We start from the raw sequence: 26,243 nt of genomic DNA on the forward strand, positions 1-26,243 counted from the left end.
TCCGTGAGGAAACCACATCCAGCTCCGGGTTGCCTAATTAATAAATTTAATTTTAGTTTTATTTAAAGTAAATTAATAACTTAAATTGTTTGGAGAATAATTTTTGTGATTGATTTCTTAATGGATATTTTGCGGTTTGACTCAACTTCGGGGCAAGAGAATGAGCTTGCTCGATACATTTCGGAAAAATATAAATCTCAAAATGCGGATGTTGAAATTCAAAAAACAGAATCAGGCCGGCTGAATGTTTTTTTCAAGTGGGGAGAACCGAAAATAATTTTTAATTCCCATCTTGATACCGTTCCACCGTATATTCCTCCTGCCAAAGATAATGATTTAATCTTTGGACGTGGTTCGTGTGATGCAAAAGGACAGCTTGCTTATCTTTTTGAAGTATGCAAGCAGTTAAATGCAGAAGGTTATAATGACTTTGGAATGCTGATGACTGCAGGGGAAGAGGACGGCTCTCACGGAGCAATAAAAGCCAACGAAATCATTAAAAATTGTGATTTTATAATTGTTGGTGAACCAACAGAAAATATTCTGATTAAAGCTTCAAAAGGTAATTGGTGCCTTCAATTCACGTTTACCGGAAAAAATTGTCATTCGGGATATCCCGAGCTTGGTGATAATGCTATTGATAAAATGATTGGGTTTATAAATAAATTGAATCAGATAGATTTCGGTAATGATAAAATTTTAGGTAAGACAACCTATAACATCGGGAAGCTTGAATCAAACAATGCTCATAACGTTGTATCGGATTTTGTAACGATGAAAATGTTTTTTAGAACAACTTTTGAAAGCCACAATAAAATAATAGATAAATTGATTATGATGCTCGATGATAAATCAAAAATGGAAATTCTTTATAGCGATGATCCGATGGAGTTTTATATTGTTGATGGTTTTGAAACGGGAATTGTCTCTTATTGCACCGACGCACCATCATTTACTAATATACCGAACAAGCTATTATATGGACCGGGAAGCATTCTGGTTGCGCATACAAATGATGAGTTCATCAAAATTGCCGACTTGCATAAAGCAGTTGAGGATGTAAAGAATATTTATAAGAAAATTGTAAATTGATTATAGCTGATGCCAAGAATTAAAGTTGGAATACTGGGCTGTACCGGAACGGTTGGACAAAAATTAATTGCACTGTTAAACAATCATCCTGATTTTGAAATTTCAGAAATTGCGGCATCGGAAAATTCAGCCGGAAAGAAATACAAAGAACAGGTAAATTGGAAACAGGATGTTGATATTCCTGAATCTGTTGCCAATATGATAATCAAAAAATGCAAACCGGAACTTGATGCGAAGATTTTATTTTCGGGACTTGATTCAAGTGTTGCCGGAAACGTTGAAGATGAAATGGCAAAAGCCGGATATATCGTTGTGAGCAACTCCAAAAATCACAGAATGGATGAAGACGTTCCGCTTAGCATTCCTGAAATAAATGAATCTCATTTTGATATTATCGAACGTCAGAAAAAAAGATGGAATTCAGGTGGCTATATTGTTACAAATCCTAACTGTTCCGTTATTGTTATTGCAATTGCTCTTTACCCAATTTTTAAAAAATTTGGCTTGAAGAACGTAATTGTAACAACAATGCAGGCAATTTCAGGTGCAGGTTATCCCGGTGTCGCATCGCTTGATATTTTAGGAAATGTTATACCGCACATAAAAGATGAAGAAGAAAAAATTGAAGTTGAACTATCGAAAATTTTGGGTGAGTATAAAAATGACAAAATAAATTTTGCTGATATACAAACATCTGTCGCGGTTAATCGTGTTCCGGTAAAAGACGGTCATACAACCTGTATATCATTTGAAACTGATAAAAAAGCTACGAGAGAGGAAATAATTTCTTGTTTTGATTCTGTCGAAGCTGCGAATTATTTTACTTCGCCGTCAAAGCTTATTTATTATTATGATGACCCATACAGACCGCAGCCATTGCTTGATGTAAATAAGGACAAGGGCATGGCAATAACAACGGGTAATTTACGAAAATGCAATGTCCTCGACTGGAAATTCACTGCGCTTGGACATAATACTGTTCGCGGTGCGGCAGGTGCTGCAATTTTGAATGCTGAGTATTTATTATATAAGGGGTACTTGAAATGATTGTGATGAAATTCGGTGGGACATCGGTTAAAGATGCTGAAGCAATAAATAATGCAATTGAAATTATTAAAACACGGCTTGTAAGAAAACCAGTCGTTGTTTCATCCGCTACTTCAAAGACAACCGATTCATTGATTCAGCTTGGCAAAAGCGCTTGTATTGGCGATGGAAAAAAAACAAAAGAGATTCTTGATGAATTAAGAGAGCGTCATTTAAAGATTTGCCGAGAGTTAATTAGCGATTCTCAAAGACAGAAGAATATCACCGGTAAAATTATTTCAATATTTCAGGAACTTGAAAATATTGTGAACGGAATTTTTCTTTTGTCGGAACTGTCTGCAAGAAGTTTGGCAAAAGTCTCTTCCATTGGAGAAGTTATTTCAACTAATATTATTTCTGAAGCTTTGAGTGATAGAGGGATTGAAAATGAATGGGTTGATGTGAAGAAGTTTATGTTGACAAATGATAATTATCAGAATGCAGAACCAATGTTTAATGAAATAAAAGAAAAAACTCCTGAGGTTTTGTGTCCTATCATTGAACCGGGGAAAGTTGCGGTGACACAAGGATTTATCGGAAGCACTTACGAAGGAATAACTACAACGTTTAGCAGGGGAGGTTCGGATTTTACTGCATCGATTATAGGAATGGCAATGAATGCTGAAGAAATCGAAATATGGACTGATGTCGATGGAGTTTTATCAGCCGATCCGCGCATTGTTTCCTCACCAAAAATCATTGATGAAATTTCGTTTAAGGAAGCTGCCGAGCTTGCGTTTTTTGGCGCAAAAGTTTTGCACCCTTCGACAATTGTTCCTGCAATTGAAAAAAATATTCCGGTCAGAATTTTAAATTCTAAAAATCCGAAGTTTAAAGGAACATTGATTAAAGCTGATGTTAAGGAAAATGGCTTTACAATTAAATCAATAACGAGCAAAAAAGATATTAAGGTAATAAATATTTATTCACCTAAGATGCTTTTTGCGCATGGTTTTTTGAGAAGAATTTTTGAAATTTTTGATAAATTTAAAACGTCGGTTGATTTGATTACAACATCTGAGGTTAATGTCTCGCTTACGCTTGATGGTTATAACAGAATCGATGATATAATAAATGAACTATCCGAATTTTCTGAAGTTAAAATGGAAGAGGATAAATCTTTAATTTGCATTGTGGGCAACAACATGAAATACGAACGCGGCATTGAGAAAAAAATTTTTCAGGTGCTGGGGGATTATACTATTTCGATGATTTCGCAGGGAGCATCCGTTATTAATTTATCTTTTGTTGTCCAGCGTGATGAAATGGATTCTGTTATAAAAACTCTTCATAAAGAATTTTTTGAGTAAATGAAAATAATATTGATCATATTTTTTCTTTTAATTGTTTCCAGTTCTAATGCGCAAATATATGAAAATTCTGCATATGCAGGTTCCTTTTATAAAGGAAGTTCACCAGTAAGAGCATTTTATAAACTTATTCCTATTTTTTCAAATGATACAATCAAACATGTTGCATTAGAATTAATATATGATAAACCCACTAAAATTGATAATGGAGAGTTTACTGTTACATCTGAAGTATATTATATAGAAGTATATTGCAATATTGACAAAATAGCAAACAGTGTTATAAATTATTTTCGAGACGATGAACTGCAAGTATGTTTTAAAATGAATGGAGTAATTCAATATAACTTAAATATTATAAATATATTCTTCCTTTTATGAACGAAATTTGCTCTCTATGAAAATATGTCTAATCGGTTATGGTAAAATGGGAAGGGAAATCGAGAATATTCTTCTCGAAAAAGGGGTTATTGTTGAAAAAATTTATGATGAAAATCATCCTTTAAGTGAAAATGAAAAGCATGACTGTGTCTGCATAGATTTCACTTCACCTGATGCATTTAATAAAAATTACAAACTGATTGCGGATAGTTTTTCAGGAGCTGTTGTCGGAACAACGGGATGGAATGAAAATAAGGATGAAATTATAAATCATTTTAAAGAAAGAAATAAAAGTTTGATATACGGAAGCAATTTTTCTATTGGTGTGAATATCTTTTTCGAGTTTGTTAATAATGCTTCGAAATTATTTTTAAATTTTCCTGAATACAAAATAGAAATTTCTGAAATTCATCATGTTGAGAAGAAAGACGCTCCATCAGGGACTGCGAAATCAATTTCTGAAATTGTGAAAGATGTTACGGGAAAAGAAATTGAAATTGCTTCTGAGAGAATTGGAGATGTGAAAGGTATTCACGATATAGATTTTATTTCGCAAGTTGATAAAATTTCTTTGAAGCATGAAGCATTTTCACGCCGGGGATTTGCTCTTGGTGCAATCATGGCTGCAGAATGGCTTGAAGATGTAAAAGGTGTGTGGGAGTTTAAAGATTTATTCAAAGAAAAGTATAAAATATAAATGTTAAAAGAATTAAAAGGTGCGGGAACTGCATTAGTAACTCCGTTCAAATCAAACTTTGATGTCGATTACGATGCGTTTCGAAAACTCGTTCGAAGACAAATAGATAACGGCATTCACTATCTTGTGCCACTTGGAACAACAGGTGAAACTCCGTGTCTGGAGTCAGATGAAAAAAAGAAATTAATCGAAATTACTCTTGATGAAACAAAAGGGGAAGTTCCGGTTATCGTTGGAGTTGGCTCAAACAGCACAAAACAAGTCCTTCAAAATATTAATGAGTATAAAAATTATGATATTGACGGTTATCTTATTGTAACTCCTTATTATAACAAACCGACCCAGCAGGGAATGTATGAACATTTCAAGGTTGCATCGGAAGCAACCGATAAAGCAATTGTTCTTTACAATGTTCCTGCAAGAACGTCGATTAACATGACTTCTGAAACAACTTTGAAATTATGTGAGCTTGAAAACATTATCGGAATTAAAGAAGCATCATCGAACATGACCCAGATAAGTGAAATTTTAAAATATGCACGTGAGAGCTTCAATGTAATTTCAGGCAATGATGACGAGACACTTGAAATCTGCACACTCGGTGGTGTCGGTGTAATAAGCGTTGCATCAAATCTTGCTCCAAAACAGGTTTCACAGTTTGTTAATTTAATTCTTGATAAAAATTTTGAAGAAGCAAATAAACAACATCATAAATTATTAAATTTATTAAAGAATTGTTTTGTAGAAAGCAATCCGATACCCGTAAAAGCAGGATTGAATTTGCTCGGACATATTGAAAATGTTTTGCGTCTTCCACTCACAATTTCAACAGATGCAACTAATGACATTATGAAACAAACAATAATAGATTCAGGAATAAATTATTAAGATGGCAGAAAATCCAAAAGATAGAGTTCTGAATTTTATCAGCGAATTTAAAAAAGATAACTTAGGCAAATCAAAAATTAAATTGTTATTTGCAGAAGTTCTGAAATATCTTGAAGAGGGAAAAATTCGTTCTGCAGAAAAAGTCGGTGATGAATGGCAGGTTAATCAATGGGTTAAAGAAGCAATAATGATTGGATTTAAAACGGGAGTGCTTGAGAAAATTTCAAATGAAAATCAGAATTTTTTTGATAAAGATACTTTGCCGTTGCAGAACATCAGCTTGAAAGACGGAATTCGTTTGGTTCCGGGTGGTTCTTCGATAAGGTGCGGTTCATACATTGCAAACGGAACGATTGTTATGCCGCCGTCATACATTAATATTGGAGTATATATTGATACCGGATGCATGATTGATTCCCACGCTTTGGTTGGTTCCTGTGCTCAGATTGGAAAGAACGTTCACTTGTCAGCCGCATCGCAAGTTGGAGGTGTTCTTGAACCAATCGGTGCAATGCCGGTAATCATCGAAGATGATGTATTCATTGGCGGCAACTGCGGACTTTATGAAGGTGTAATTATTAAAACAAAAGCTGTTATTGGAACAGGAGTTATTTTAAATGCCTCTACTCCTGTATTTGATAATACCACAGGAGAGTTTCTGAAGAAAACTCAGGACAAGCCTTTAATAATTCCTGAAAATGCTGTAGTAATTGCAGGAAGCAGACCGATAAATTCCGGAATGGGACAAAAATATGGTGTTCATATTTATTGTCCGGTGATAATAAAATACCGTGACAGCAAAACCGACACGGCAGTTGTGCTCGAGGAGCTTCTGAGATGAGTGAACTTACCCCTGAACTTGTTAAAGATGAAAATCATTGGCTAAAAGTTCATCCATTCTTCAAGCAGAATTCTCTCGATGAATTAAAAAAATATATCGATAGCTATGAATCACCTGCATTTTTGTATTCGCGCAGAGTTGTAACAGACCAGCATTATAAATTATCACAAGACTTACCTTCAAAGATAAAAATCTTCTATGCTCAAAAGAGTAATCCTAATCCTGAAATTTTAAAACATTTAAAATCTCTTGGTGTTGGGTGCGATACTGCATCACTTGGAGAAATTTCTGCAGCGATTGACGCAGGGTTTGTATCGAAAGATATAATGTTCACGGGTCCCGGAAAGACTGAAGAAGAACTTCAATTTGCCGTCAGAAAAAATTTGATGTCGGTGAATGTCGAATCAATTCAGGAGCTTGAACTGCTTGATAAAATCTGCGAAGAACAAAGACGAAAACAGGGAATTCTTGTCCGCATTAATCCTAAGTTCGAAGCAGGTGAAGAAAACAGAATCATCGGTGGAATGGGAGTTAGCAAATTCGGAATTGACATAGACCAAATAGATGAATTTATGGAAGCTTTAAAGAAAACGAAGAATATTCGCTTAAAGGGAATTCATATTTTTAATTCATCACAGATTTTATTCTGGAAAAGGATTTATGAAAATACAATCGCGGTTATCGAAACTGCAATGGAGCTTGAAAAAAAATACAATGTATCTTTTGAAGTTATTGATTTAGGAGGTGGGTTTGGAATCCCATATTCCGAAGAAGAATTTGAACTCGATATTGACAAGCTGAAAAAAGAATTAAACTTTTTATACCGCAATAAAAAATACTCAAGCTTTCTTGAAAAGATAAAAATGATTTACGAACCGGGAAGATATTTAAGCGGGCAGTGTGGAATTTATATCACAAAAGTTTTATACACAAAGGAATCAGGAGGTAAAAAAGTTGCAATCATAGACGGTGGCATTCACCACATGATTCGTCCTGCGCTTATCGGACAATCTCATCCGATTGTAAATCTTTCAGGTATAATCGAGAAGCGTTTAGTTAAGGATAATTATCTTATTGCGGGTCCGCTCTGCACCTCACTCGATGAATTTAATCAGGCATCACAAATTGAAGAAATTAAGCAGGGAGATATTCTTGCAGTTTTAAATGCAGGCGCGTATGGATATACTGAATCTATGCCGCTTTTTCTCTCTCATAAGCCCGCAAAAGAGATATTTATTAATTAAATTAATAATATTTCAGTATTTATCCCGATTTCAAACCCTTGAAAATAAGCTGATTTTTATGTATATTTGTAATTACACAAAATTTTTTATTTGATGAAAAAGCTTAAACCAAAAGAAAATTATAAATTAACTCAGCAAACAGCTAAGAAAAATCTTAACGTTAAGAAAAGAGACCCTTTTAAAGAAAGAGGTGTTGAAGATTATATCGATTTCAGAGATACAAGATTATTAACAAGATTTTTGAATGAACAGGGTAAATTGCTTCCTGCAAGAATTACCGGTGCTACTGCCAAGATGCAAAGAAAGCTTGTTGTTGCGGTTAAAAGAGCAAGACATCTTGCATTGATTCCTTTCGTCAGCGAAGGCACAAAATATTAATATAAAATTGTCTTTTGTTTATTGATTTTATAACAAATCCTTGCGAATTTTCGTGAGGATTTTTTTTTTATGTCTAAATCTTAATTCAACTAAGATTCAAAATCATATTCAAACTAATGAATAAAATAAAATTTCTTCTTGTATATTTTTTTGTTTTCATTGCTGCGTCATGTCATGCACAAAATGATGAACTTATTTTAGGGACTTATAAGGTTACCAAAGTCACTGATGGTGATACTTTCAGATATGATAAGCTTGATGGTTCGGCAAGATTAATTTTCATTGATACCGAGGAAACAATAAAAGGTGATACTGCTGAAGCATCTACAAACAAGCTCAGAGAATTTTGGCTTCAGTATTACCAAATGGAAAAAGGTGATTCAAAATATCCCGCGAAGACAAGCTCGCCATTCGGATATGACAGCTGGAAATGGGCAGAAGAATTTATGAAAGATGCTGACTCGGTTCGTCTTGAACGTGACGATATGACTCGTGTAAAAGATATGTTCAACAGGCATCTGGTTTATATGATTGTTTATAAAGACGGCAATGAAATAAATTATAATATCGAAGCGGTTAAGCAGGGAATTACTCCTTATTTTAATAAATACGGAAACAGCAAAAGATTTCACCAGGAATTTATCGATGCGCAGAACTATGCGAGAACAAACCGTCTTGGCATCTGGAATGATACCGTTCAGCATTACCCTGATTATCCGTTAAGAATAGAATGGTGGAGCAAACGTGAGAAACAGTTAAGTGATTTTGACAAAAATTATTCCAATAATTCTCAATATATAAACTTGACCAATGATAACGGGTTTACGCAGCTTGAGAGCAATCTTGATAAAGAAATAATTATTTTTGGAAATATCGGTGAAGTTTTGCAAAATAGATTTCCGTATCTGATAACAATTCCGAAAAGCAAAGAAGAAAGATTTGAGCTTGTAGTTTTTGAAAGTGATAAAGATGTGATGGGTAAATTAAATATGGATGAACTTATGGAGAATTCGATTTATGTAAAAGGAAAGTTACAGAAATATAAAAATAGATATCAGATTGTTTTAAAATCGCCTGAACAAATTTGGATCAATTAATTCCGTTTTAGTGAAATAATTGTTATGTCGTCGAATTGCTTGCAGTTTTTTGAGAAATTTTCTACCTCAGTTTTAATATGAATAACTATGTCTTTGCATTTTTCATTTTTTCTCTCCTGAAGTAAATTTATAAGTGCATCCTCGCCATATTCATTTTTAAACTCATCCTGCGCTTCGGTAACCCCATCTGTGTATAAAACCAATAAATCTTTTTCGTTAAGTCCTATCTCACCGGACTCATATTTCAATCCAAAGTTCATTACGCCAATCATTAAGCCGCCCTTATCCAGCACTTCTACCTTTCCGTCACGAATAATTACCGGATGATTATGTCCCGCATTTATATATTCAAACTTATGCGTTTCATTATCAAGAATACCCCAGAAAAAAGTAATGAATTTTTCGGGAGTTGTATTTTCATAGATCAGTTCATTAATTTTTAAAGTTATGTCTGAAATATCAAAAGTATTTTCATCATAAACTTTTAAAAATGAATGCACAGCAGATTGTATATTTGCCATAAGCAGCGCGGCAGGAGTTCCTTTACCTGACACATCTGCAATCACAAAGGCAGTTTTCTTATCGTTTAATTTTATAATGTCATAATAATCACCACCCACGTGCATAGCAGGAATATTAACGGCTGATATATCATAATTTTTTACTTGCGGAATTTCTTTTGGCAATAAACCGACTTGTATTTCTCTTGCAATTCTCAGTTCGCTTTCCATTTGTTGTTTTTCAAGAAATTCTCCAAACAACATAGCATTTTCGATTGACATGACAGAAAGATTGATAATTGAAGAAAGATATTCTATATCACTTTGATTGTATCCGGTTTTGTTTAACTTTTTGCCAAGGCAAATTATATTCTGAACTTCGTTATCATTTATTGTAGGGACAATCAGCTCATAATTTTTTGATGCAAGAAATTTTATAAGAGAGTTTTCATGTGAAGCATTTAAAAATACTGGAAGTTTCACACGTTCTAAAATACTCAAGTCATGTCCTTCCAAATCAAGTTTCTTATTTGAATAAAGCAGATAAAATTTATCAGATTTATATTTCGTGAAAATCACAAAATCTTTTATGCCAAGGTTGCCTAATAAAGTGAATCCGAGCAGTTTAAGCACTTTGTCCTTTTCAAGAAAATTAGAATTAAATTCTTTGCTCAGCTCAAACAGGGAATTAAGCTGTGTGAGCTTATTGCTTAATTCATCATTAAGGCGTTTTATTTCGCTGAATTTAATTGTGTTTTCAATCGAAGAAGATGAAAGATTTAAAAGCGTTTCTATAAAAATGATTTCGCTTTTAGATAAACTATCTTTAGGGTTGATTTTTTTCCCGAGGCACAAAACCCCAAGAAGCTTATTATCAAAATAAACCTTGAAAAAATATCTTAAATCGTTTTTTACAAAAAAATTATCATCCTGAGGGAGCTCAGACGATTCAAAATAAGCTGATTTAGGAAATTCAAATTCTATTTCTTGCTCTGCATCCAAAAGCTTTATACCTTTTGCGCAACCGACACAATAAATATCATCTTTTTTATCTGGATTTTTTTTGATGAGCATAAGTCCTTTACCAATCATCATTTTTCCCATTATAGGAAGCAAAATATTACCAAGTATAAATTTTAAATCCAGATTGCTGTTGATAAGCTGTGAAAATTCTATGAGAGAATTTAACTCAAGCTGTTTGGAAAGATTATCGGTTTTTTCCATTGGTTAGGGAAACAGGAATTTTAAAAGAGGGTTATATAATTTTTACTAAAGTCAGTGAATTCTGATTCGGGCTTTTATGGTTATACTCGACTTTATTCATGAATTTTTTCATCATAGGAATTCCGAGACCTCCGACTCTGAAATGATTAAAGTAATCATTCATATCAGGTTCTGTCATTTTGTTAGGGTCAAAATCTCTGCCTTTGTATTTTAGTATGATTCTGAACTCACGATCTCTAACATCAATCTTAACTTCAATCTTTTCGTTTTCATCAAATCGGTGGGTATATTTGATAATATTGGTGCAAGCCTCGTCGACCGATAAAATTATCTGGTTTACGATGTTTGAATCAAATCCAAGCTCAATAGCTTTATGTTCAACAAAATTTCGGACTGCCGAAAGATTTTTCGTTGAGCTTGTTATCGTTATTTTATTGTTCCCCCCGGAATTCATTCTATCGTCTTTGTGTATCTTCTTAATTAAACTTTTCTAAAGCCGTATTTTCTTCATTATAAATCTCGAATAAAATCGGAAATCCAAGCATGTCAAAAATATTATAAATCTTTTCAGTCATATTTGTTAGCTTTATGTCGCCATTATTTCCTCGCATAGTTTCAATATAAGCCATAAAAACTCCAAGCCCTGCACTGCTGATATATGACAATTTTTCGAAATTAACCACAACTTTGTATTTATTTTCCTCAATTAGCTTTTCGAAGCATTTTTCAAGTTCGCTTGAGGTATGGGCATCCAGAAAACCATTTAGATATAATTTCGCTATATCCCCATTATTTTTAATCTCGATGTTAAACTCTTCCATTTTAAAAATTTAGTTTCACGAAAATTGTGAAAATAATTGTAATATTAAATACATATATAAGTTTCTGATAATAAATAATATAAAATCAATAGTTTCTGATATACTATAGTTATTTCATAGATTATAATTCGTATTTAGTGTATATTTGTTACAGATTTAGATGCAAAATTTAAAGGATGTTTTTAATAAAGAATCGCTGAATATAATCGGAATTCTCTCGGGAACGTCCGTTGATTCTGTAGATATAATTCAAGTGACTGTAAAGGGTTCTTCTGAAACAACAAATTTTGAAGTAAAAACATTCGATTCCTTTAAAATTCTACCGGAAATAAAGGAATTTACCTTAAATTGTTCATTAAACGATACCGCCAGCGTTGAAAATATATGCAAATTAAATTTCCTGATAGGACATTTATTTGCTGATTGTATTAACAAATTTCTGCAAAAACATAACATTAATAAAGAAAGCATAGATTTGATAGGTTCTCACGGTCAGACAATTCATCATATACCATCTTACTACAAAATTTCAGATTATTCATTCAAATCCACATTGCAGGTGGGTGATATTTCGGTTATTGCCAATAAAACCGGAATTACAACAATTGGAGACTTCAGGACGGCTGATATTGCTGTTGGTGGTGATGGCGCTCCATTGGTGCCTTATCTTGATCATGTGCTCTTCAGAGATAAAAAACTTAACCGGATATTGATAAATATCGGCGGAATATCTAATTTAACATATCTGCAAGCCGGTGGAAATCTTAATGATATTATTGCTTTTGACTGCGGTCCCGGAAATATGCTTATTGATGGAGCTATGAATGTTCTTTACTCAAAACAATTTGATGAAGACGGAAAGATTGCTTTTTCAGGTAAGATAAATGATAAACTTTTTTCCTTCTTGAAAACAGAAGATAAATATGTTGCTGCCAAGCCACCTAAGTCAACCGGCAGAGAGCATTACGGAATATTGCTGAATAAAATTTTAGAGAAGTTTTCTGTTGTTGGTGAAAACACCAACAACGGCGGCGATAGAGAAGTCAAAAACATACCTAAAGAAGATATCATAAGAACCATTTCAGAATATACTGCTTACGCAATTGATTACAGTATTAAGAATTTTATAAATGCAGATATAGATGAAATTATTTTAAGCGGCGGCGGTGCAAAGAATTTATATGTTAAGAAAAGATTAGAAGAACTTTATCCTGCAAAGGTTGTAGTAATGAATCATTCGGGTGTAACTGCAGAAAACAAAGAAGCATTGTTGTTTGCTTTACTTGCTAATGAAGCTATTAGAGGAAACAGCGCAAATGTTTTATCTGTTACGGGAGCTAAGAAGAATGTTATCCTTGGTAAATTAAGTGTTGCGAACTGATGACAGATAATTCAACTAAAGTTGCTATTGTAACAGGCGGAACAGGTGCATTAGGCAGAACAATAGTTAATAAGTTCGCTTCCGAAGGGATGAAAGTTTATGTCCCTGCACTTACGATTGACGAGTTTAAGAAAGTATTTAATGAATCAAAGCCAGATGATGAGTTTAAACTAAAAAAGATTTACGGCTTCGAGTGTAATGCAACCGATGAAATTTCCGTGAATAACTTTGTTGACAGTGTCGCAAAGCTTGAAAAGAATAGAATAGACATTTTGGTTAATACAATTGGCGGCATTGCTCCTCCGAAACAAGTTGCGGATATGGACAACGAATATTTTAAGAGGATGTTTGATTTTAATTTTATGTCAACGTTGAATTTTACAAGAAGATGCCTAACTTATATGAGGACATATAACTTCGGTCGTATTGTTTCAATTGGCGCTTTAGCGGCTTTGGAAACAACTCCGGCAAGATTTGCTTATGGTTATGCCAAAACCGGGGTGATTTCGTTAATGGATACTGTATCGGAAGAAATGAAAGAATTTAATATAAGAGCTAACACAGTTGTGCCTTCGATTATTGATACACCTGCCAACCGTGAATGGGGAAGTGATGATGATATAAAGAAATGGGTCAAACCTGAAGAAATAAGTAACATAATTTTCGATTTAGTATCGGAAAAATTTAAATCAGTGAGAAATTCAATCATAAAAGTTTTAGGAGAATATTAATAGGATGAAGGTAGTTGTTACCGGGGGAGCCGGATTTCTTGGTTATCATATAGCAACAAGGATAAATGAAATAACACCATTCAAAGATTCTACATTCTTTGATATTGCTCCATTTGAGGAAGGAGAATATAATCCCGCAATCAAATATATTTACGGTGATGTTCGAGACCCTAAGCAGATGGATGAAATGATGCGCGGAGTTGACGTGATTATTCACTGCGCAGCGGCGCTTCCTCTATGGAAGAAAAAAGACATTTATGAAACAAATGTCGGCGGAACAAGAACTGTTCTTGAAGCAGCATTGAAAAATAAAGTGAACAGAGTTGTTCATATTTCTTCAACTGCTGTTTATGGAGTTCCGGACGTTCATCCGCTTTATGAAACCCATCAGCGTCACGGTGTAGGACCTTACGGTGAAAGCAAGGTAATGGCTGAAGAAGTTTGCGAGGAGTTCAGAGCAAAAGGATTGCCGATTGCAATATTAAGACCAAAGAGCTTTATCGGAACTGCACGTCTCGGGGTTTTCCAGATTCTTTACGATTGGGTTGAGTCAGGTGTTAAGATTCCGATTATCGGAAACGGAAAAAACCGCTACCAGCTTTTTGAAGTTGAAGATTTGGTAACGGCAATATTTTTATGTTCAACTTTACCTTTGGAAACTATCAACGATACATTCAACGTTGGTGCAAAAGAATTTAAAACAGTAAATGAAGATGTCGGCGCTATGCTTGAATATGCAGGAACGGGTTCTAAAATTATGACAACGCCTGCAAAGCTAATTAAGCCGATGTTAAGATTTTTTGAAATATTAAACGTATCACCTTTATACAAATGGATATACGGAACGGCTGATACCGATTCTTATGTGTCAATCGAAAAAGCCGAGAAGAAACTCGGCTGGATACCGCAATATTCAAATGCGCAGGCACTGATAAGGTCGTATCAATGGTATCTTGATAATAAGGATAAAATACAACAGGGAACCGGCGTAACACACAGAATTGCCTGGAAGCAGGGAGTTCTGGGTTTATTTAAAAAAGCATTATAATTACTACTACTATGAACACAATGAAACAAAAATTTATTCTGGATATTAATCCTGCAACGGGGGAGTTGATTGAAAAAATTAAATGCTCTTCATACGGTGAAATTGCATCTGCTATAAAGCTTGCCCGAAAAGCTTATCGTCAGTGGTGCAATGTTCCACTAAAAAACAGAATTGCTGCAATGCGAAAAGTTGCCAAAGATTTTGCAAAGGAAAAAGATAGAATCGGCGAATTGATTACAATGGAAATGGGCAAACCGATTAAAGCTGCTGTCGGGGAAGTTCTTGGGACTTCATATGCAATTGAAGAAACTGTTGAAATGGCAACAGAAGCGTTTGATACTCAAATGCTTTCACATGAAAATACGATTACTGAACTTCATCGTGCACCTATTGGCGTTGTTGCTGTAATTACTCCCTGGAATTTTCCTGTCGGAATGCCTGAATCATTAATTACATCTGCCATTCTTGCAGGCAATACTGTGGTTTTTAAACCTTCCGAACTTACTCCGTTAACCGGCAAAGCCGTTTATGAAATTTATAACAGGCATTTTCCAAAAGGCGCTATCAATCTTTTACAGGGCGCTGAGGAGGTTGGTGAGACTTTGATTACTTCTGACGTTGATATGGTTGCTTTTGTTGGCTCTCAGGAGGTCGGGAAAAGAATTATGGAAGCTTCATCAAAAAGATTGAACAGAATCGTTCTTGAGCTTGGCGGAAAAGATCCTATGATTGTGTTAAAAGATGCTGATCTTGATAAAGCAGCAAAGTATGCTGTCAACGGTTCACTTAGAAACTCCGGACAAGTTTGCGTTTCGGTAGAAAGAATTTATGTTGAAGAAAAAATTGCAGATGAATTCGAAAAACTTGTACTTAAGAATGTTAAGGACTGGAAAGTCGGAAATGGTAAAGAAGACGTTCATATGGGACCAATGGTAAGTGAAAACCAGAGAAATCATGTGTTAAACCAAATCGAAGAAGCTGAAAGAAAGGGCGCAAAGATTTTATACGGTGGAAAGAAAATCGAGAATAAAGGATTTTTTATCGAGCCGACTGTGATAACGGATTTAGCGGACAAGCACGCAATTATGCAAAAGGAAACTTTCGGACCCGTTGTTTGCATTCAGAAAGTCAAAAATGCAGATGAAGCTTTGGAGAAAGCAAATGACTCAACGTTCGGATTGGGAGCTACAATTTGGACAAAAAATGTGAACAAGGGCAAAGAGCTTGCGAGAAAAATTGAATCGGGTATGATAGGTTTGAATCAGGGCATCGGCGGTGTTCCAGGAACTCCGTGGGTTGGAATCAAACAAAGCGGTTTTGGTTATATCGGCTCAATTGATGGAATGAGACAATTTACAATTCCAAAGAAAGTATCGTATAAGAAATAAACCCACCGTGTCATTCTGAGGAGTGTAACGACGAAGAATCCCATTCGATTTTAAAATGGGATTCTTCACTTCGTTCAAAATGATAAAAATTTTTACTTCTTCACACTGAACATAAACGGCACCGAAACCTTAAAGCTTATATTCCTCCCCATGTTATAAATCCCTTCTCTTCCTGTTGCCAGATTTTCGGGAGCATACTTTAAACGGCTCATATTATTTTGATATGCAACGTCGAAAATATTATTAACCGAAAGTATATATTTTAAGATTGTATTGCCGTTATTGTTAATAATGTCTCCGCCAAAACCTGCACTGAATAATAAATAAGACGGAGTCGCAGTTTCAGTATTAAAGGCACTGAAATAATTATTCTGTGCAAAAGTATAATCACCCTCGACAAATACATATCCGTCATTAATAAAACTTCCGATTTTATTTATCTCAGCTTTGAGCTCCGAACGCAGTCGGGCAGCAGGAATGAATGGAAGATATTTCATGCTATCCGGCTGGTTTCTTTGAATACCGAGAACATACGCGATGCTGTTTTCAAAATGAAGCCAATCCAAAGGATGCGGATGAATGTCTATGGAAAATTCACCGCCAAGTAAATAAGCATTTCCCTGAACAAATTTAAAGACTGCAAGCGGGTCTTTCGGGTATACTATGCTGTCCTGTCCAGTTGTGTTAATAAGTTTTTCAAGAAAAATATAATTATCGATGCTGTTATAAAACACGCTTAGTTCCGATGAAACGTGGCTTGTATTCAGAAAAAATCCTAAGTCTCCCTGTAGACTGTGTTCGGGTTTTAAGTTATCGTTTCCGATTTCATATCTTATTGTGCCTTCATGAACCCCATTTGAACCAAGCTCAGCAATGTTAGGCGCTCTGAATCCGCGAGCAATATTCAGCTTCATTGAAAAATCTTCATCAAAGAAATATGAAAATCCTATGCTTCCTGATAAACTTGAAAAATTTTTATTGAAAGGAGAAAACTTAATTGAATCTGTTGTAGATGTAGTTAAACCTTCAGAGTCAAAATACATTCCTTTAGAATTTACATGGCGGTTATCAAAACGAACACCGCCGCTCAGACTAAATCTTCCAAAATTCTTTTGTGTGATTAAATATGCACCGATGTCAAATAAATTGTAATCGGGAATTAATGCTTCCACTCCTTCATTTAAATTCGTCTGATACATTCCATTTGTGCCGAATGAAGTAAGCCAGCCGTTCATTGCAGGCAAGTTATATTTAACATCATAATCGTATGTATTCAACAAGAAATAAAGTTCTGTTTCGTTTTCATCAAGTGGATTTGCAAATTCTTTTCTGATATTTTTTTGATAACCAAATGAAAACTCGAGATTTGTTTTACCAAAAAATAAATTTGATGTATTTGATATTCTTAAATGCTGAATATTTTGTTTTGGGACATCGATATTATATCCATTCAAATCGTTTTGATTTACAGGAACTTCGATAACTTCACCGTTTTCATTAACAAGTTTAACAAAATCTCCTGAACTGTCACGTTCACCTTCAACGATCCCAAGGTTTTGATTAAAGAAACTAAAATTCAGATGTGAATAACCCCAGCTTTTATTTAAACCAAGGTATCCATTGACATTCCATTCATTAAATCCCGAGTTATAAACTTTACCATCGTATTTATTCTGAAAATTTCCTGCAAGTTTAGAACTTCCCCGAACGAGCCAATTAAATCCGTTTATGTTCCCCGCATTTGAAATCGTTGCACGGAGAAAATTATTGTTTGTTTGATAATTGGTGGCAAAATTTGTCATTATTTCGCCGCGAGGTAGAGGGTCGGGAGTAAGAAAATTTATTACTCCTGCAAGTGCATCCGAGCCATAGACAAGACTTCCCGGTCCCTTGAGAATCTCGACACGATCAATTGAAAATTCATCAAGTTCAATACCATGTTCATCACCCCATTGTTGTCCTTCCTGACGAATACCATTGTATAATGTAATGATTCTGTTATAACCTAACCCGCGAATAACAGGTTTTGAAATTCCTGTTCCTGTTGTTAATTGTGAAATTCCGGGAGTTTTACTTAAGGCATCTATTATATTCGTAGAAGTCGAATTAAATAAAGATTGATTGGCGATTGTCGAAATTGAAAGAGGATTATCACGAAGTTCGGTTGCTTTATTTGTTCCGGTTACGACTATCTCCGAAATTTCTACAATTGATTCCGTTAATTCAAAATTCAATTTCATACTTCCTAATATATTAATCCTTTCAGTAATAGATTTATAGCCGGTATATTTTATGTTTAATGCAAAATTTCCTTCAGGGAGATTATCCAACAAATAATATCCGTTTGTGTCTGTTGCCGTGCTGATTTTTAAATCAGAAATTGAAACTATTGCTCCGGATAAAGGTTTTTGTGTTGACGCATCCAAAACTTTTCCGGATAAATTATTCTGGGAATATGAGATTGAAGAAATGAAAAATAAGAATATAAATATGAATAAAAATTTAGTCTTCATTTGATGAATGCCGATGTGTGCACCTAGTTTTTGTCCATTTTCGGTTTATGAAGTGAGCATACGCAATAAGAAGCGCGCCAAGAGGAGCAATTATGAAAAACATATATTCATTGAAATGTTCATCGGCTTCTTCTATGTGTGAATGGCTATGGAAAAATACATGACCGATTATTACAATTATTAATCCGATAATAAAAATTAACACCGGAGTAATTCTTCCGTGATGTTCAAAATAACCAGCGCGAAGCGTGAACAACCCGATTATAAAACTTAGTCCGATAATTATGAACTCAATCATTGGATTTGCAATAAATTCTAACCCTAATAAAGGTAAAGTGACTATTATGAACGGCATTAATGCGCAGTGTATTGCGCAAATGGTTGATGCCGAAAGTCCTATAAAATCAAGCTGTTGTATAATTTTATGTTTGATGGTCGTAAAATTAATTGCGAATCATTTGCAAAATAAATTATATGCGAATGAATTGCAAGTTAAAAATCGCGAATCGTTTGCAAATAGAGTTTGGAATTTAAATTAAAAAGTGTTCTTTTGGAGCTTTTTGAAGAATACCATCTTTTATTTGATATAAGTACTCTTTTGCTGAATCGTATTCGTTCGGGATAATTCCTTCGAGAATTGCTTCTTCTATTTCGGTTTTAATTATGCCGACGGTTTTTGATGGTTTAAGTTTGCAGATCTCCATAATCTCTTCACCGCGGACAGGGGATTGAAAGTTTCGCAAATTATCCTTCTGTTGAACGTCAAGAATTTTTTTCTCTACACGCTCATAATTTGCAAGTACTTCAGAAACTTTATTGGGGTTTTTTGATGTAATATCTGCACGGCAAAGAGTAAGCAAATCTTCTAGCTCTTCGCCGGCATCGGCGGCAAGTCGTCTTATGCCCGAGTCGGAAACTTCTTCTTTAGCAGCAGCAGCAGGGCGAAGATGCATTCTCACTAGCTTTTCAACATAAGGAAGCCTATCATAGGGTAATTTCAACCGGTTAAAAATCTTTTTCATCATTCTTGCGCCGGCATCTTCGTGTCCGTGAAAAGTCCAGCCGGTGCCTTCGATAAATTTCTTTGTTTTTGGTTTTGCAATATCGTGAACAAGCGCAGTAAATCTGAGCCAGACATTATCAGTCATCCTTGAAATATTATCGACGACCTGAAGAGTATGATAAAAAACATCCTTATGATGGTAATCCTGGCGTTGTTCTACTCCTGCAAGATTTGAAATTTCGGGAAAAACAATTTCCATTACTCCTGTTTTGAACATCAAGTCCAGACCAATCGAAGGTTTTGGTGAAGCAAGAATTTTTAGAAATTCATCGGTTATACGTTCCTGTGAAACCACTTCATCTGGAACCAAACGGTTTTTCATTTTGACGATTGCTTTATAGGTATCACCTTCAATTCTGAAGTTCAATTGCGAAGCAAATCGAATTGCACGCATTATTCTCAGAGGATCATCATCAAAAGTTTTCTCCGGTTCAAGAGGAGTTTTTATAATTTTATTGTCTAAATCAGCTATACCATTAAAAACATCAATAATTTCATGTCCATCATCGCTTAAGCTGATTGCAAGCGTGTTAATGGTAAAATCACGGCGTGACAGGTCATGTTCGAGTGTCGAAAACTCAATATCCGGTTTTCTCGAATCTTTTTTATAGCTTTCTTTTCTGGCAGAAGCAAACTCAATTTTTAAATTATCAATTTCAATGAGTGCAGTTCCGAATTTTTTATATATAGCCGATGGTTTCGTATTAAATTTGTTTGCAATAAGCTCTGCAAAATTTATCCCATCGCCGATTACTGTTATATCAATATCATTATCTTCGCGTTTTAAGATTAAATCACGGACGTATCCACCGACTAAGTATGCATCAACATTTGATTCCTTAGCGATTTCAGAAATTTTTTTTATTATTTTATTTTCAATCTTTAACTTCATATTGCAACTTTCTCAAGTTTTGTTTTATTATTATCAATTGTAATCATGTGATATTCTCTTTTCTTCTCTTTTGTAAATGGATTCACGCATCCTGAAGAATTAACATAGGTAACATTATCAATCTTATAAGATTCGCTTATATGTGTATGTCCGTGCAAAACAAAATCAACTTTATATTTAGTAAATATTTTTATCAACCCTTTTTTGTTGTATAATTTCATTTTATTTTCTTCAGTCTCAAGCCACATTCTCTGTTCAATATGATTTTTCCTGAACATTGGTTCGCTAAAATGATGATGAATTAAAACAATTTTTATTTTGTCTCTTACTTCTTTATTATCGAAAACATTAACTAATTTTTTTATAATAGAATTTTTTATAAACCCGTTGGTGCCATTAGGGTTTTCATGTAAATCCCATTCATATAATGAATTTAATCCGATTAATGCAATATTATTTATTACTTTTAGATAAGGAAACTCTTTCACATTGTCTAAATTGAAGAACTCCTCATTAAATTTTTTGACAGCATTTTGAAAATTTAGTTTCCTGCAATATTGAATAAACAAATAAGACGGCATTTTATCTGACGGTCCTCCATAAATATCATGATTACCGGGAATAACCGTTAGTTTATCTTTATCATAATAGCCATAGTTATCGAAAGTATTTTTAACCAGATTAAATTCTTGAGTAGTTCCATAATCAACAATGTCGCCTGTAAGCAAAATATGATTAACTTTTCTTCGTTTAATATCTTTCAGCAATCTATTGAAAAATTCAAAATGAATATGCTTGGCGTCCTTAATATGCGTGTCCGATATATGAGCAATTTTATACACTTAATTGTTGGTAATTTTTGTTAAAGAGTTTTCTACTTCTTTGATTACATACTCGGCAACTTCAAGAGCTCGTTTGCCTTCTTCAAGATTGACAACGGGTTCGGTGTTATTCTTTATGGAGTCAATAAATTTATTAAGCTCGTATTTCATGGGGTTAATATCTTCAACGGTAGCTCTTTCATAAACAATTTTTTTATTGTTGCCGATATCAAACGAAGCAAAACTAAATCCTTCACTTCCATCGCTATCTTCAAGATGAAAAATTTCTGATAAATTTTGTAAAAAATCTATTGAGATATATGCATTTTTCTGAAAGACTCTCATCTTCCGCATTTTGTTTTGGGAAATACGGGATGCAGTTATATTAGCTACACATCCATTTTTAAATCTTATCCGCGCATTAGCGATGTCAATTTTATCGGTTAATATTGCTACACCATTTGCATCGATGCGCTCCACGGGTGAGTTGACAAGTTTTAAAATAATGTCAATATCATGTATCATTAAGTCCTGAATTACAGAAACATCCGTTCCTCTCGGATTGAACTGCGATAGTCGATGCGTCTCGATGAATAAAGGTTTCAGATTATATTTTTCTAATGCAAGAACAGCGGGATTAAACCTCTCAATGTGCCCGACCTGAATTTTTATTTTTTTATTCTTTGAAAGTTTTAATAGTTCATCGGCTTCAGGAATTGTTTCAGTTACGGGCTTTTCAATAAAAATGTTTTTATCTTTCCCGATTATTTTTTTTGCAAGTTCAAAATGGGTTGTTGTCGGAGTAACTAAAATAATGGAATCTGAATTATCAATGGCATCATCAACCGAATCAAATTTCTTAACTGAAAACTCATCGGCAGCTTTATTGAGTTTCTCAGAATCTGCATCGAATATTCCCGTTATCTGAATATCATTTCTTTCTTTTTCAATCTCTTTAAGATTTTTTACGTGAAGCCGCCCTAAATGTCCTATTCCAATTACAGTTATCTTAATCATTAATATTTTCTTTTATTGGTTTTCTATCGATAAATTGGGTTAAAAAAACTCCCACTAAAGTAATTATTGCTCCTACTATAAAATAAACAGAAAAAGTTTCTTTTAAAAGAAAATATGAAAATATTATTGTTATAATCGGAGATGTATTTGTTAATGTTGTGAGCGTGCTTATTTTGATAAACTTGGCTGAATAATTATAAATAAAGTAACTCAAGAAAGCTACGAGAACCGATAAATGTATAAAACCTATAACCCCCCAAAAAGTTAATTTGCTTAAAGTAAAATTATGAGCATCAAAGAGAAAAACAGGAATATATAAAACCATTCCAAAGATAAATGCAATCGTAGATGTCTTTAGTGCACCGTATTTTTCTATCATTTTCACTGACAATGTTACATAGACAGCCCAGCTTGAAACTGCAAAGAACAATAAAATATTCCCGAGAAATAAACTGCTTTTCTGCGAAAGTGACTGCATTAAACTTTCCCAGAAAATTATTACTATACCTATTATTGTTAAAGAAATTGTCAGCAGCTTCACATAGCCGAATTTTTCTTTCTTCATTTTTATGGAAATCAGGTAAGCAATCATCGGTGTCATTGCATACATTACTCCGGAATTTGAAGATGTTGAAAGACTGATTCCAACTAAAAAGAAAAATTGATTTATAGGTATGCACAACGCACCAAGCATCGCCATAAACCAAATATCCTTTTTATCTATTCTGAAAGTAATTCCTTTTAACTTAAAGAAAAGTATTAAAAGGAGAGTTGCGATACCAAAGCGAAAGAATGCTAATGAAAGGGGTGAAATTTCCGAGGTTACATATTTAGCGGCAACAGGGGTAAGTCCTGCAGCGAAAGTCAAATAAATGACAATTAAAAATTTTTTCAATTCAGGGATTGCATCACGACTAAGCAGACTTAGTCGTGATTAATTTTTTCTAAATACGTAATTATTTCTTTGCGTTAGCTTTTGCGGTTTTAATTTTAGCTTTAGTCTTTTGTTTTGTTTTTCTGTGTTTCTTTAAAGCTTTCTTTTTTGGTTTGTTCATTTTGTGATTTATGTTTTAAATATTAGTTTCAGTTACATACCCCGCCTCTACCGAGGCACCCCTCTCAAGAGGGGATTTCAAATTATGCTATTGTAATTTCTTTTTCCAGATAAACATCCTGAATTGTATTCAGCAATTTTACGCCGTCAGCCATTGGCTTCTGGAATGCTTTTCTTCCGGAGATAAGCCCCATGCCGCCTGCGCGTTTGTTGATGACCGCAGTTTTAACTGCTTCCTGCATGTCAGATTCACCTTTTCCGGTGGAAGCACCACCTGAGTTAATCAATCCGGCTCTGCCCATATAGCAATTTGCAATCTGATATCGGGTTAAATCAATCGGATTATCGGTACATAATTTTTCATAAACATTTTTATGAGTCTTTCCAAATTTCAAAGCGTTATATCCGCCATTATTTTCAGGCAGCTTTTGTTTTATGATGTCAGCTTCGATTGTAACTCCAAGATGGTTTGCCTGACCTGTTAAATCAGCGCTCAAATGATAATCTTTATCGCCTTTAACGTTAAAAGCTGAGTTTCTTAAGTAACACCATAGGATAGTTACAAGACCTAATTCATGTGCATAAGCAAATGCATCGGATACTTCCTGAATTTGTCTTGTTGATTCATCAGAACCAAAATAAATCGTTGCTCCGACTGCAACGGCACCCATATCGAATGCTTGTTTTACATTACCAAACATAATCTGGTCATATTTATTTGGATATGATAAAAATTCGTTATGATTAAGCTTAACAATAAAAGGAATTTTATGGCAATACTTTCTTGCAACTGAACCAAGCACGCCGAGAGTCGAAGCTACTGCATTGCATCCGCCTTCGATAGCAAGCTTAACTATATTTTCAGAATCGAAGTATATTGGATTCGGAGCAAAAGACGCACCTGCAGAGTGTTCGATGCCCTGATCAACCGGAAGAATTGAAACATAACCTGTTCCTGCAAGGCGACCCGTATTATATAACAAAGCCATATTTCTTAAAACGGCAGGTGAGCGGTCGGAATCTTTCCATACTCGGTCGACAAAATCAGGTCCGGGCAAATGAAGCATGTCTTTTGATATTGCCGGCTTGTCAAAAGATAAAAGCGATTCATTGGTGCCAAGAAGTTCTTTTATAGTTTTTAACATTATATTATTTAATTATTTTAATTGGTATAAAATTATTGTTTGTATTCACAAAATATTTATAATCAGGATTTAAGTTCACACTTCTTATGAAGCAAAGCCCCTCGTTAATATTGTTCAGGTAACTCGAAACAAATCCGCATTCTTTTTTTTCGTCCTTTATTTCAAAATAAATTTTATCATCGGGATTAATATTGCTGTCACAGGAGAATAACTTCATTTGTTTTGGAATCTTTCCTTGTGCATCCAACCTTGCAATAACTTCCTGTCCGATGTAACATCCTTTGTTGTAAGAAACGTATTCATTCAATCCGCATTCAACAGGATTTATATTTTCATTTATCTCATTCGGAGCAGCCGGGATTAAATTTTCGATTCTGATTTGCTCAAATTCTTCCTTTGGCAAAATAACCTCAACCTCGGGTATTCCTTTGTTCTGTATATCAATAAGAATTTTTTTGCTCAGCTTAAATTTGTCATAGAAAAATATTAAATCATCATTAACATTAAACTCTGTTATAGCTCCATCGATTGAATCTAACTTTATATAGCAATTTGCAGCGTCATTTATCTTTTCAAATTTAACATCATCCATAATAACATATTTATCAAGATGTTCAATTACTTTGTCAAGATAAATTGCGGAAGTTAGTAAATAAGAAAAATTTCCTGCATTAAGAACATAAATTAAATCTATGATTCTGCCTTTATCATTTGTAAGAACAGTTTTTTTATAATGACCGGGTTTTAAATTAGTGAGGTCATTTGTTGACATTCTATTCAGAAAATCCAAAGCATCATTGCCTGATATTTTCGCAAGTCCGATATTTGACAAATAATAACTCAAATCTTACAAATATAGCGATTTTTTGTAGCATTTTAAATGGAAGTTTTTGTAATTCTACGTTATGCCATTTAATTTTACCTCAAAATTTCATATTTTTACAGTTCGGATAAATTTTAATACATAAATGCAGAAAAAACATAACGACGACAAATTACTAACCACGTATTACAACGCAAGGGATTATTTCGAAACCCATAAAAAGAATATATACATCGGATTGACTGTTCTTGTAGTGGTTATTGCAGGAGTTATTTTATACTTCAACAAAAAATCGGCTAACGAAGACAATGCAGCTGTTGCGCTTTCAAAAGTACAAAATGCATATGACATGCAGGATTTTAAAACAGCAATGAACGGTGATTCGCTCGGAAGCTTTAAAGGTCTGATTTACATCGTAAACGAATACGGTTCAACTCCAAGCGGTGAGCTTGCAAAAATATTGCTTGCAAATTGTTATTATTATTCAAAAGATTATGGAAACGCTGAAAGATTATATAAAGATTATGGCGGTAATAATGAAATTCTGAAAGCTGCCGCTTTAGCAGGCGTAGCTGCGGTTCTGGAAACCAATGGAAATTTCCCCGATGCTGCAAAACAATACGAAAAAGCTGCCGATGTTAATAAAGAATTGGCAAATAATGATGAATATTTATATTATGCAATCAGAAATTATTCAAAAGCAAATGACCAGGAGAATGTAAAGAGAGTCATCAAAGAGTTGAAAGCAGATTATCCGAAATCTCAATACGTTGCTCAGGCTGAAAAATATAAAGTATAATTTATTTAT

26 protein-coding genes are annotated in these 26,243 nt (G+C 34.2%); 15 read left to right on the forward strand and 11 right to left on the reverse strand.

The window, feature by feature from the left end; all coding sequences use genetic code 11:
- Window positions 1–105: 105 nt before the first annotated feature.
- The 10 genes from VHP32_08065 to VHP32_08110 all read left to right on the forward strand — a co-directional run bounded on the left by VHP32_08065 (window position 106) and on the right by VHP32_08110 (window position 9,014).
- On the forward strand, window positions 106–1,092 hold the full coding sequence (locus tag VHP32_08065) for a M20/M25/M40 family metallo-hydrolase (protein ID HEX2787845.1): 987 nt from the start codon (window positions 106–108) through the stop codon (window positions 1,090–1,092).
- Between the two features lie 9 nt (window positions 1,093–1,101).
- Window positions 1,102–2,139 (forward strand): aspartate-semialdehyde dehydrogenase, encoded by a 1,038-nt coding sequence (gene asd, locus VHP32_08070; GenBank protein HEX2787846.1) that lies wholly within the window; start codon window positions 1,102–1,104, stop codon window positions 2,137–2,139.
- Between the two features lie 5 nt (window positions 2,140–2,144).
- Window positions 2,145–3,488, forward strand: a complete 1,344-nt coding sequence (gene lysC, locus VHP32_08075; GenBank protein ID HEX2787847.1) for a lysine-sensitive aspartokinase 3 — start codon at window positions 2,145–2,147, stop codon at window positions 3,486–3,488.
- Window positions 3,489–3,869, forward strand: a complete 381-nt coding sequence (locus VHP32_08080) for a hypothetical protein (protein ID HEX2787848.1) — start codon at window positions 3,489–3,491, stop codon at window positions 3,867–3,869.
- Window positions 3,870–3,885: 16 nt separating this feature from the next.
- On the forward strand, window positions 3,886–4,566 hold the full coding sequence (gene dapB, locus VHP32_08085; GenBank protein HEX2787849.1) for a 4-hydroxy-tetrahydrodipicolinate reductase: 681 nt from the start codon (window positions 3,886–3,888) through the stop codon (window positions 4,564–4,566).
- On the forward strand, window positions 4,567–5,454 hold the full coding sequence (gene dapA / locus VHP32_08090; protein HEX2787850.1) for a 4-hydroxy-tetrahydrodipicolinate synthase: 888 nt from the start codon (window positions 4,567–4,569) through the stop codon (window positions 5,452–5,454). It abuts the gene before it with no gap.
- A 1-nt stretch (window position 5,455) separates the two neighbouring features.
- The gene (locus tag VHP32_08095; protein HEX2787851.1) at window positions 5,456–6,295 is read left to right on the forward strand and encodes a 2,3,4,5-tetrahydropyridine-2,6-dicarboxylate N-succinyltransferase; all 840 of its coding nucleotides are present in this window, start codon (window positions 5,456–5,458) and stop codon (window positions 6,293–6,295) included.
- Window positions 6,292–7,539, forward strand: coding sequence for a diaminopimelate decarboxylase (lysA, locus tag VHP32_08100; GenBank protein ID HEX2787852.1), 1,248 nt, complete (start codon window positions 6,292–6,294; stop codon window positions 7,537–7,539). The genes VHP32_08095 and lysA overlap by 4 nt, the downstream gene beginning before the upstream one ends.
- Before the next feature lie 93 nt (window positions 7,540–7,632).
- Window positions 7,633–7,917, forward strand: coding sequence for a 30S ribosomal protein S18 (gene rpsR / locus VHP32_08105; protein ID HEX2787853.1), 285 nt, complete (start codon window positions 7,633–7,635; stop codon window positions 7,915–7,917).
- A 116-nt stretch (window positions 7,918–8,033) separates the two neighbouring features.
- The gene (locus tag VHP32_08110; protein HEX2787854.1) at window positions 8,034–9,014 is read left to right on the forward strand and encodes a thermonuclease family protein; all 981 of its coding nucleotides are present in this window, start codon (window positions 8,034–8,036) and stop codon (window positions 9,012–9,014) included.
- Here VHP32_08110 and VHP32_08115 read toward each other — a convergent pair.
- The 3 genes from VHP32_08115 to VHP32_08125 are packed head-to-tail and all read right to left on the reverse strand — an operon-like array spanning window position 9,011 to window position 11,559.
- Complete coding sequence (locus VHP32_08115) at window positions 9,011–10,738, reverse strand: PP2C family protein-serine/threonine phosphatase (GenBank protein HEX2787855.1); 1,728 nt, start codon at window positions 10,736–10,738, stop codon at window positions 9,011–9,013. The genes VHP32_08110 and VHP32_08115 overlap by 4 nt on opposite strands.
- 31 nt (window positions 10,739–10,769) lie before the next feature.
- Window positions 10,770–11,192 carry an ATP-binding protein gene (locus tag VHP32_08120; protein ID HEX2787856.1) on the reverse strand — a complete coding sequence of 141 codons (423 nt, stop codon included), beginning with the start codon at window positions 11,190–11,192 and terminating at the stop codon, window positions 10,770–10,772.
- A 22-nt stretch (window positions 11,193–11,214) separates the two neighbouring features.
- Window positions 11,215–11,559: an STAS domain-containing protein gene (locus tag VHP32_08125; protein HEX2787857.1), complete on the reverse strand. Its 345-nt coding sequence runs from the start codon at window positions 11,557–11,559 to the stop codon at window positions 11,215–11,217.
- Window positions 11,560–11,719: 160 nt separating this feature from the next.
- Between VHP32_08125 and VHP32_08130 the strand changes: the two genes are divergently transcribed.
- The 4 genes from VHP32_08130 to VHP32_08145 are packed head-to-tail and all read left to right on the forward strand — an operon-like array spanning window position 11,720 to window position 16,107.
- Window positions 11,720–12,940, forward strand: coding sequence for an anhydro-N-acetylmuramic acid kinase (locus tag VHP32_08130; GenBank protein ID HEX2787858.1), 1,221 nt, complete (start codon window positions 11,720–11,722; stop codon window positions 12,938–12,940).
- A complete protein-coding gene (locus VHP32_08135; GenBank protein HEX2787859.1) occupies window positions 12,940–13,671 on the forward strand; it encodes an SDR family NAD(P)-dependent oxidoreductase in 732 nt (243 codons plus the stop codon). Before VHP32_08130 ends, VHP32_08135 begins: the two co-directional genes overlap by 1 nt.
- A 4-nt stretch (window positions 13,672–13,675) precedes the next feature.
- Entirely contained in the window at window positions 13,676–14,719 is a 1,044-nt protein-coding gene (locus VHP32_08140) for an NAD-dependent epimerase/dehydratase family protein (protein ID HEX2787860.1), read from the forward strand.
- 20 nt (window positions 14,720–14,739) lie between these two features.
- Window positions 14,740–16,107, forward strand: a complete 1,368-nt coding sequence (locus VHP32_08145; GenBank protein HEX2787861.1) for an aldehyde dehydrogenase family protein — start codon at window positions 14,740–14,742, stop codon at window positions 16,105–16,107.
- A 92-nt stretch (window positions 16,108–16,199) separates the two neighbouring features.
- Here the strand turns inward: VHP32_08145 and VHP32_08150 are convergent, their stop codons facing one another.
- The 8 genes from VHP32_08150 to VHP32_08185 form a co-directional block, all read right to left on the reverse strand.
- Window positions 16,200–18,620: a TonB-dependent receptor gene (locus VHP32_08150; protein ID HEX2787862.1), complete on the reverse strand. Its 2,421-nt coding sequence runs from the start codon at window positions 18,618–18,620 to the stop codon at window positions 16,200–16,202.
- On the reverse strand, window positions 18,610–19,068 hold the full coding sequence (locus VHP32_08155) for a MerC domain-containing protein (GenBank protein HEX2787863.1): 459 nt from the start codon (window positions 19,066–19,068) through the stop codon (window positions 18,610–18,612). Before VHP32_08155 ends, VHP32_08150 begins: the two co-directional genes overlap by 11 nt.
- Window positions 19,069–19,150: 82 nt before the next feature.
- The gene (locus VHP32_08160) at window positions 19,151–20,575 is read right to left on the reverse strand and encodes a CCA tRNA nucleotidyltransferase (protein ID HEX2787864.1); all 1,425 of its coding nucleotides are present in this window, start codon (window positions 20,573–20,575) and stop codon (window positions 19,151–19,153) included.
- Window positions 20,572–21,417 (reverse strand): metallophosphoesterase, encoded by an 846-nt coding sequence (locus VHP32_08165; protein ID HEX2787865.1) that lies wholly within the window; start codon window positions 21,415–21,417, stop codon window positions 20,572–20,574. The genes VHP32_08160 and VHP32_08165 overlap by 4 nt, the downstream gene beginning before the upstream one ends.
- Window positions 21,418–22,413, reverse strand: a complete 996-nt coding sequence (locus VHP32_08170; GenBank protein HEX2787866.1) for a Gfo/Idh/MocA family oxidoreductase — start codon at window positions 22,411–22,413, stop codon at window positions 21,418–21,420. It abuts the gene before it with no gap.
- A complete protein-coding gene (locus VHP32_08175) occupies window positions 22,406–23,308 on the reverse strand; it encodes a DMT family transporter (GenBank protein HEX2787867.1) in 903 nt (300 codons plus the stop codon). The genes VHP32_08170 and VHP32_08175 overlap by 8 nt, the downstream gene beginning before the upstream one ends.
- Before the next feature lie 242 nt (window positions 23,309–23,550).
- Entirely contained in the window at window positions 23,551–24,612 is a 1,062-nt protein-coding gene (locus VHP32_08180; protein HEX2787868.1) for a class I fructose-bisphosphate aldolase, read from the reverse strand.
- A 4-nt stretch (window positions 24,613–24,616) separates the two neighbouring features.
- Window positions 24,617–25,444 (reverse strand): hypothetical protein, encoded by an 828-nt coding sequence (locus VHP32_08185; GenBank protein HEX2787869.1) that lies wholly within the window; start codon window positions 25,442–25,444, stop codon window positions 24,617–24,619.
- A 136-nt stretch (window positions 25,445–25,580) separates the two neighbouring features.
- Here VHP32_08185 and VHP32_08190 point away from each other — a divergent pair, with 136 nt between their 5' ends.
- Window positions 25,581–26,234 (forward strand): tetratricopeptide repeat protein, encoded by a 654-nt coding sequence (locus VHP32_08190; protein ID HEX2787870.1) that lies wholly within the window; start codon window positions 25,581–25,583, stop codon window positions 26,232–26,234.
- Window positions 26,235–26,243: the final 9 nt, after the last annotated feature.

The organism is Ignavibacteria bacterium (assembly GCA_036262055.1).
Classification (GTDB): domain Bacteria; phylum Bacteroidota; class Ignavibacteria; order Tepidaquicellales; family Tepidaquicellaceae; genus DATAJP01.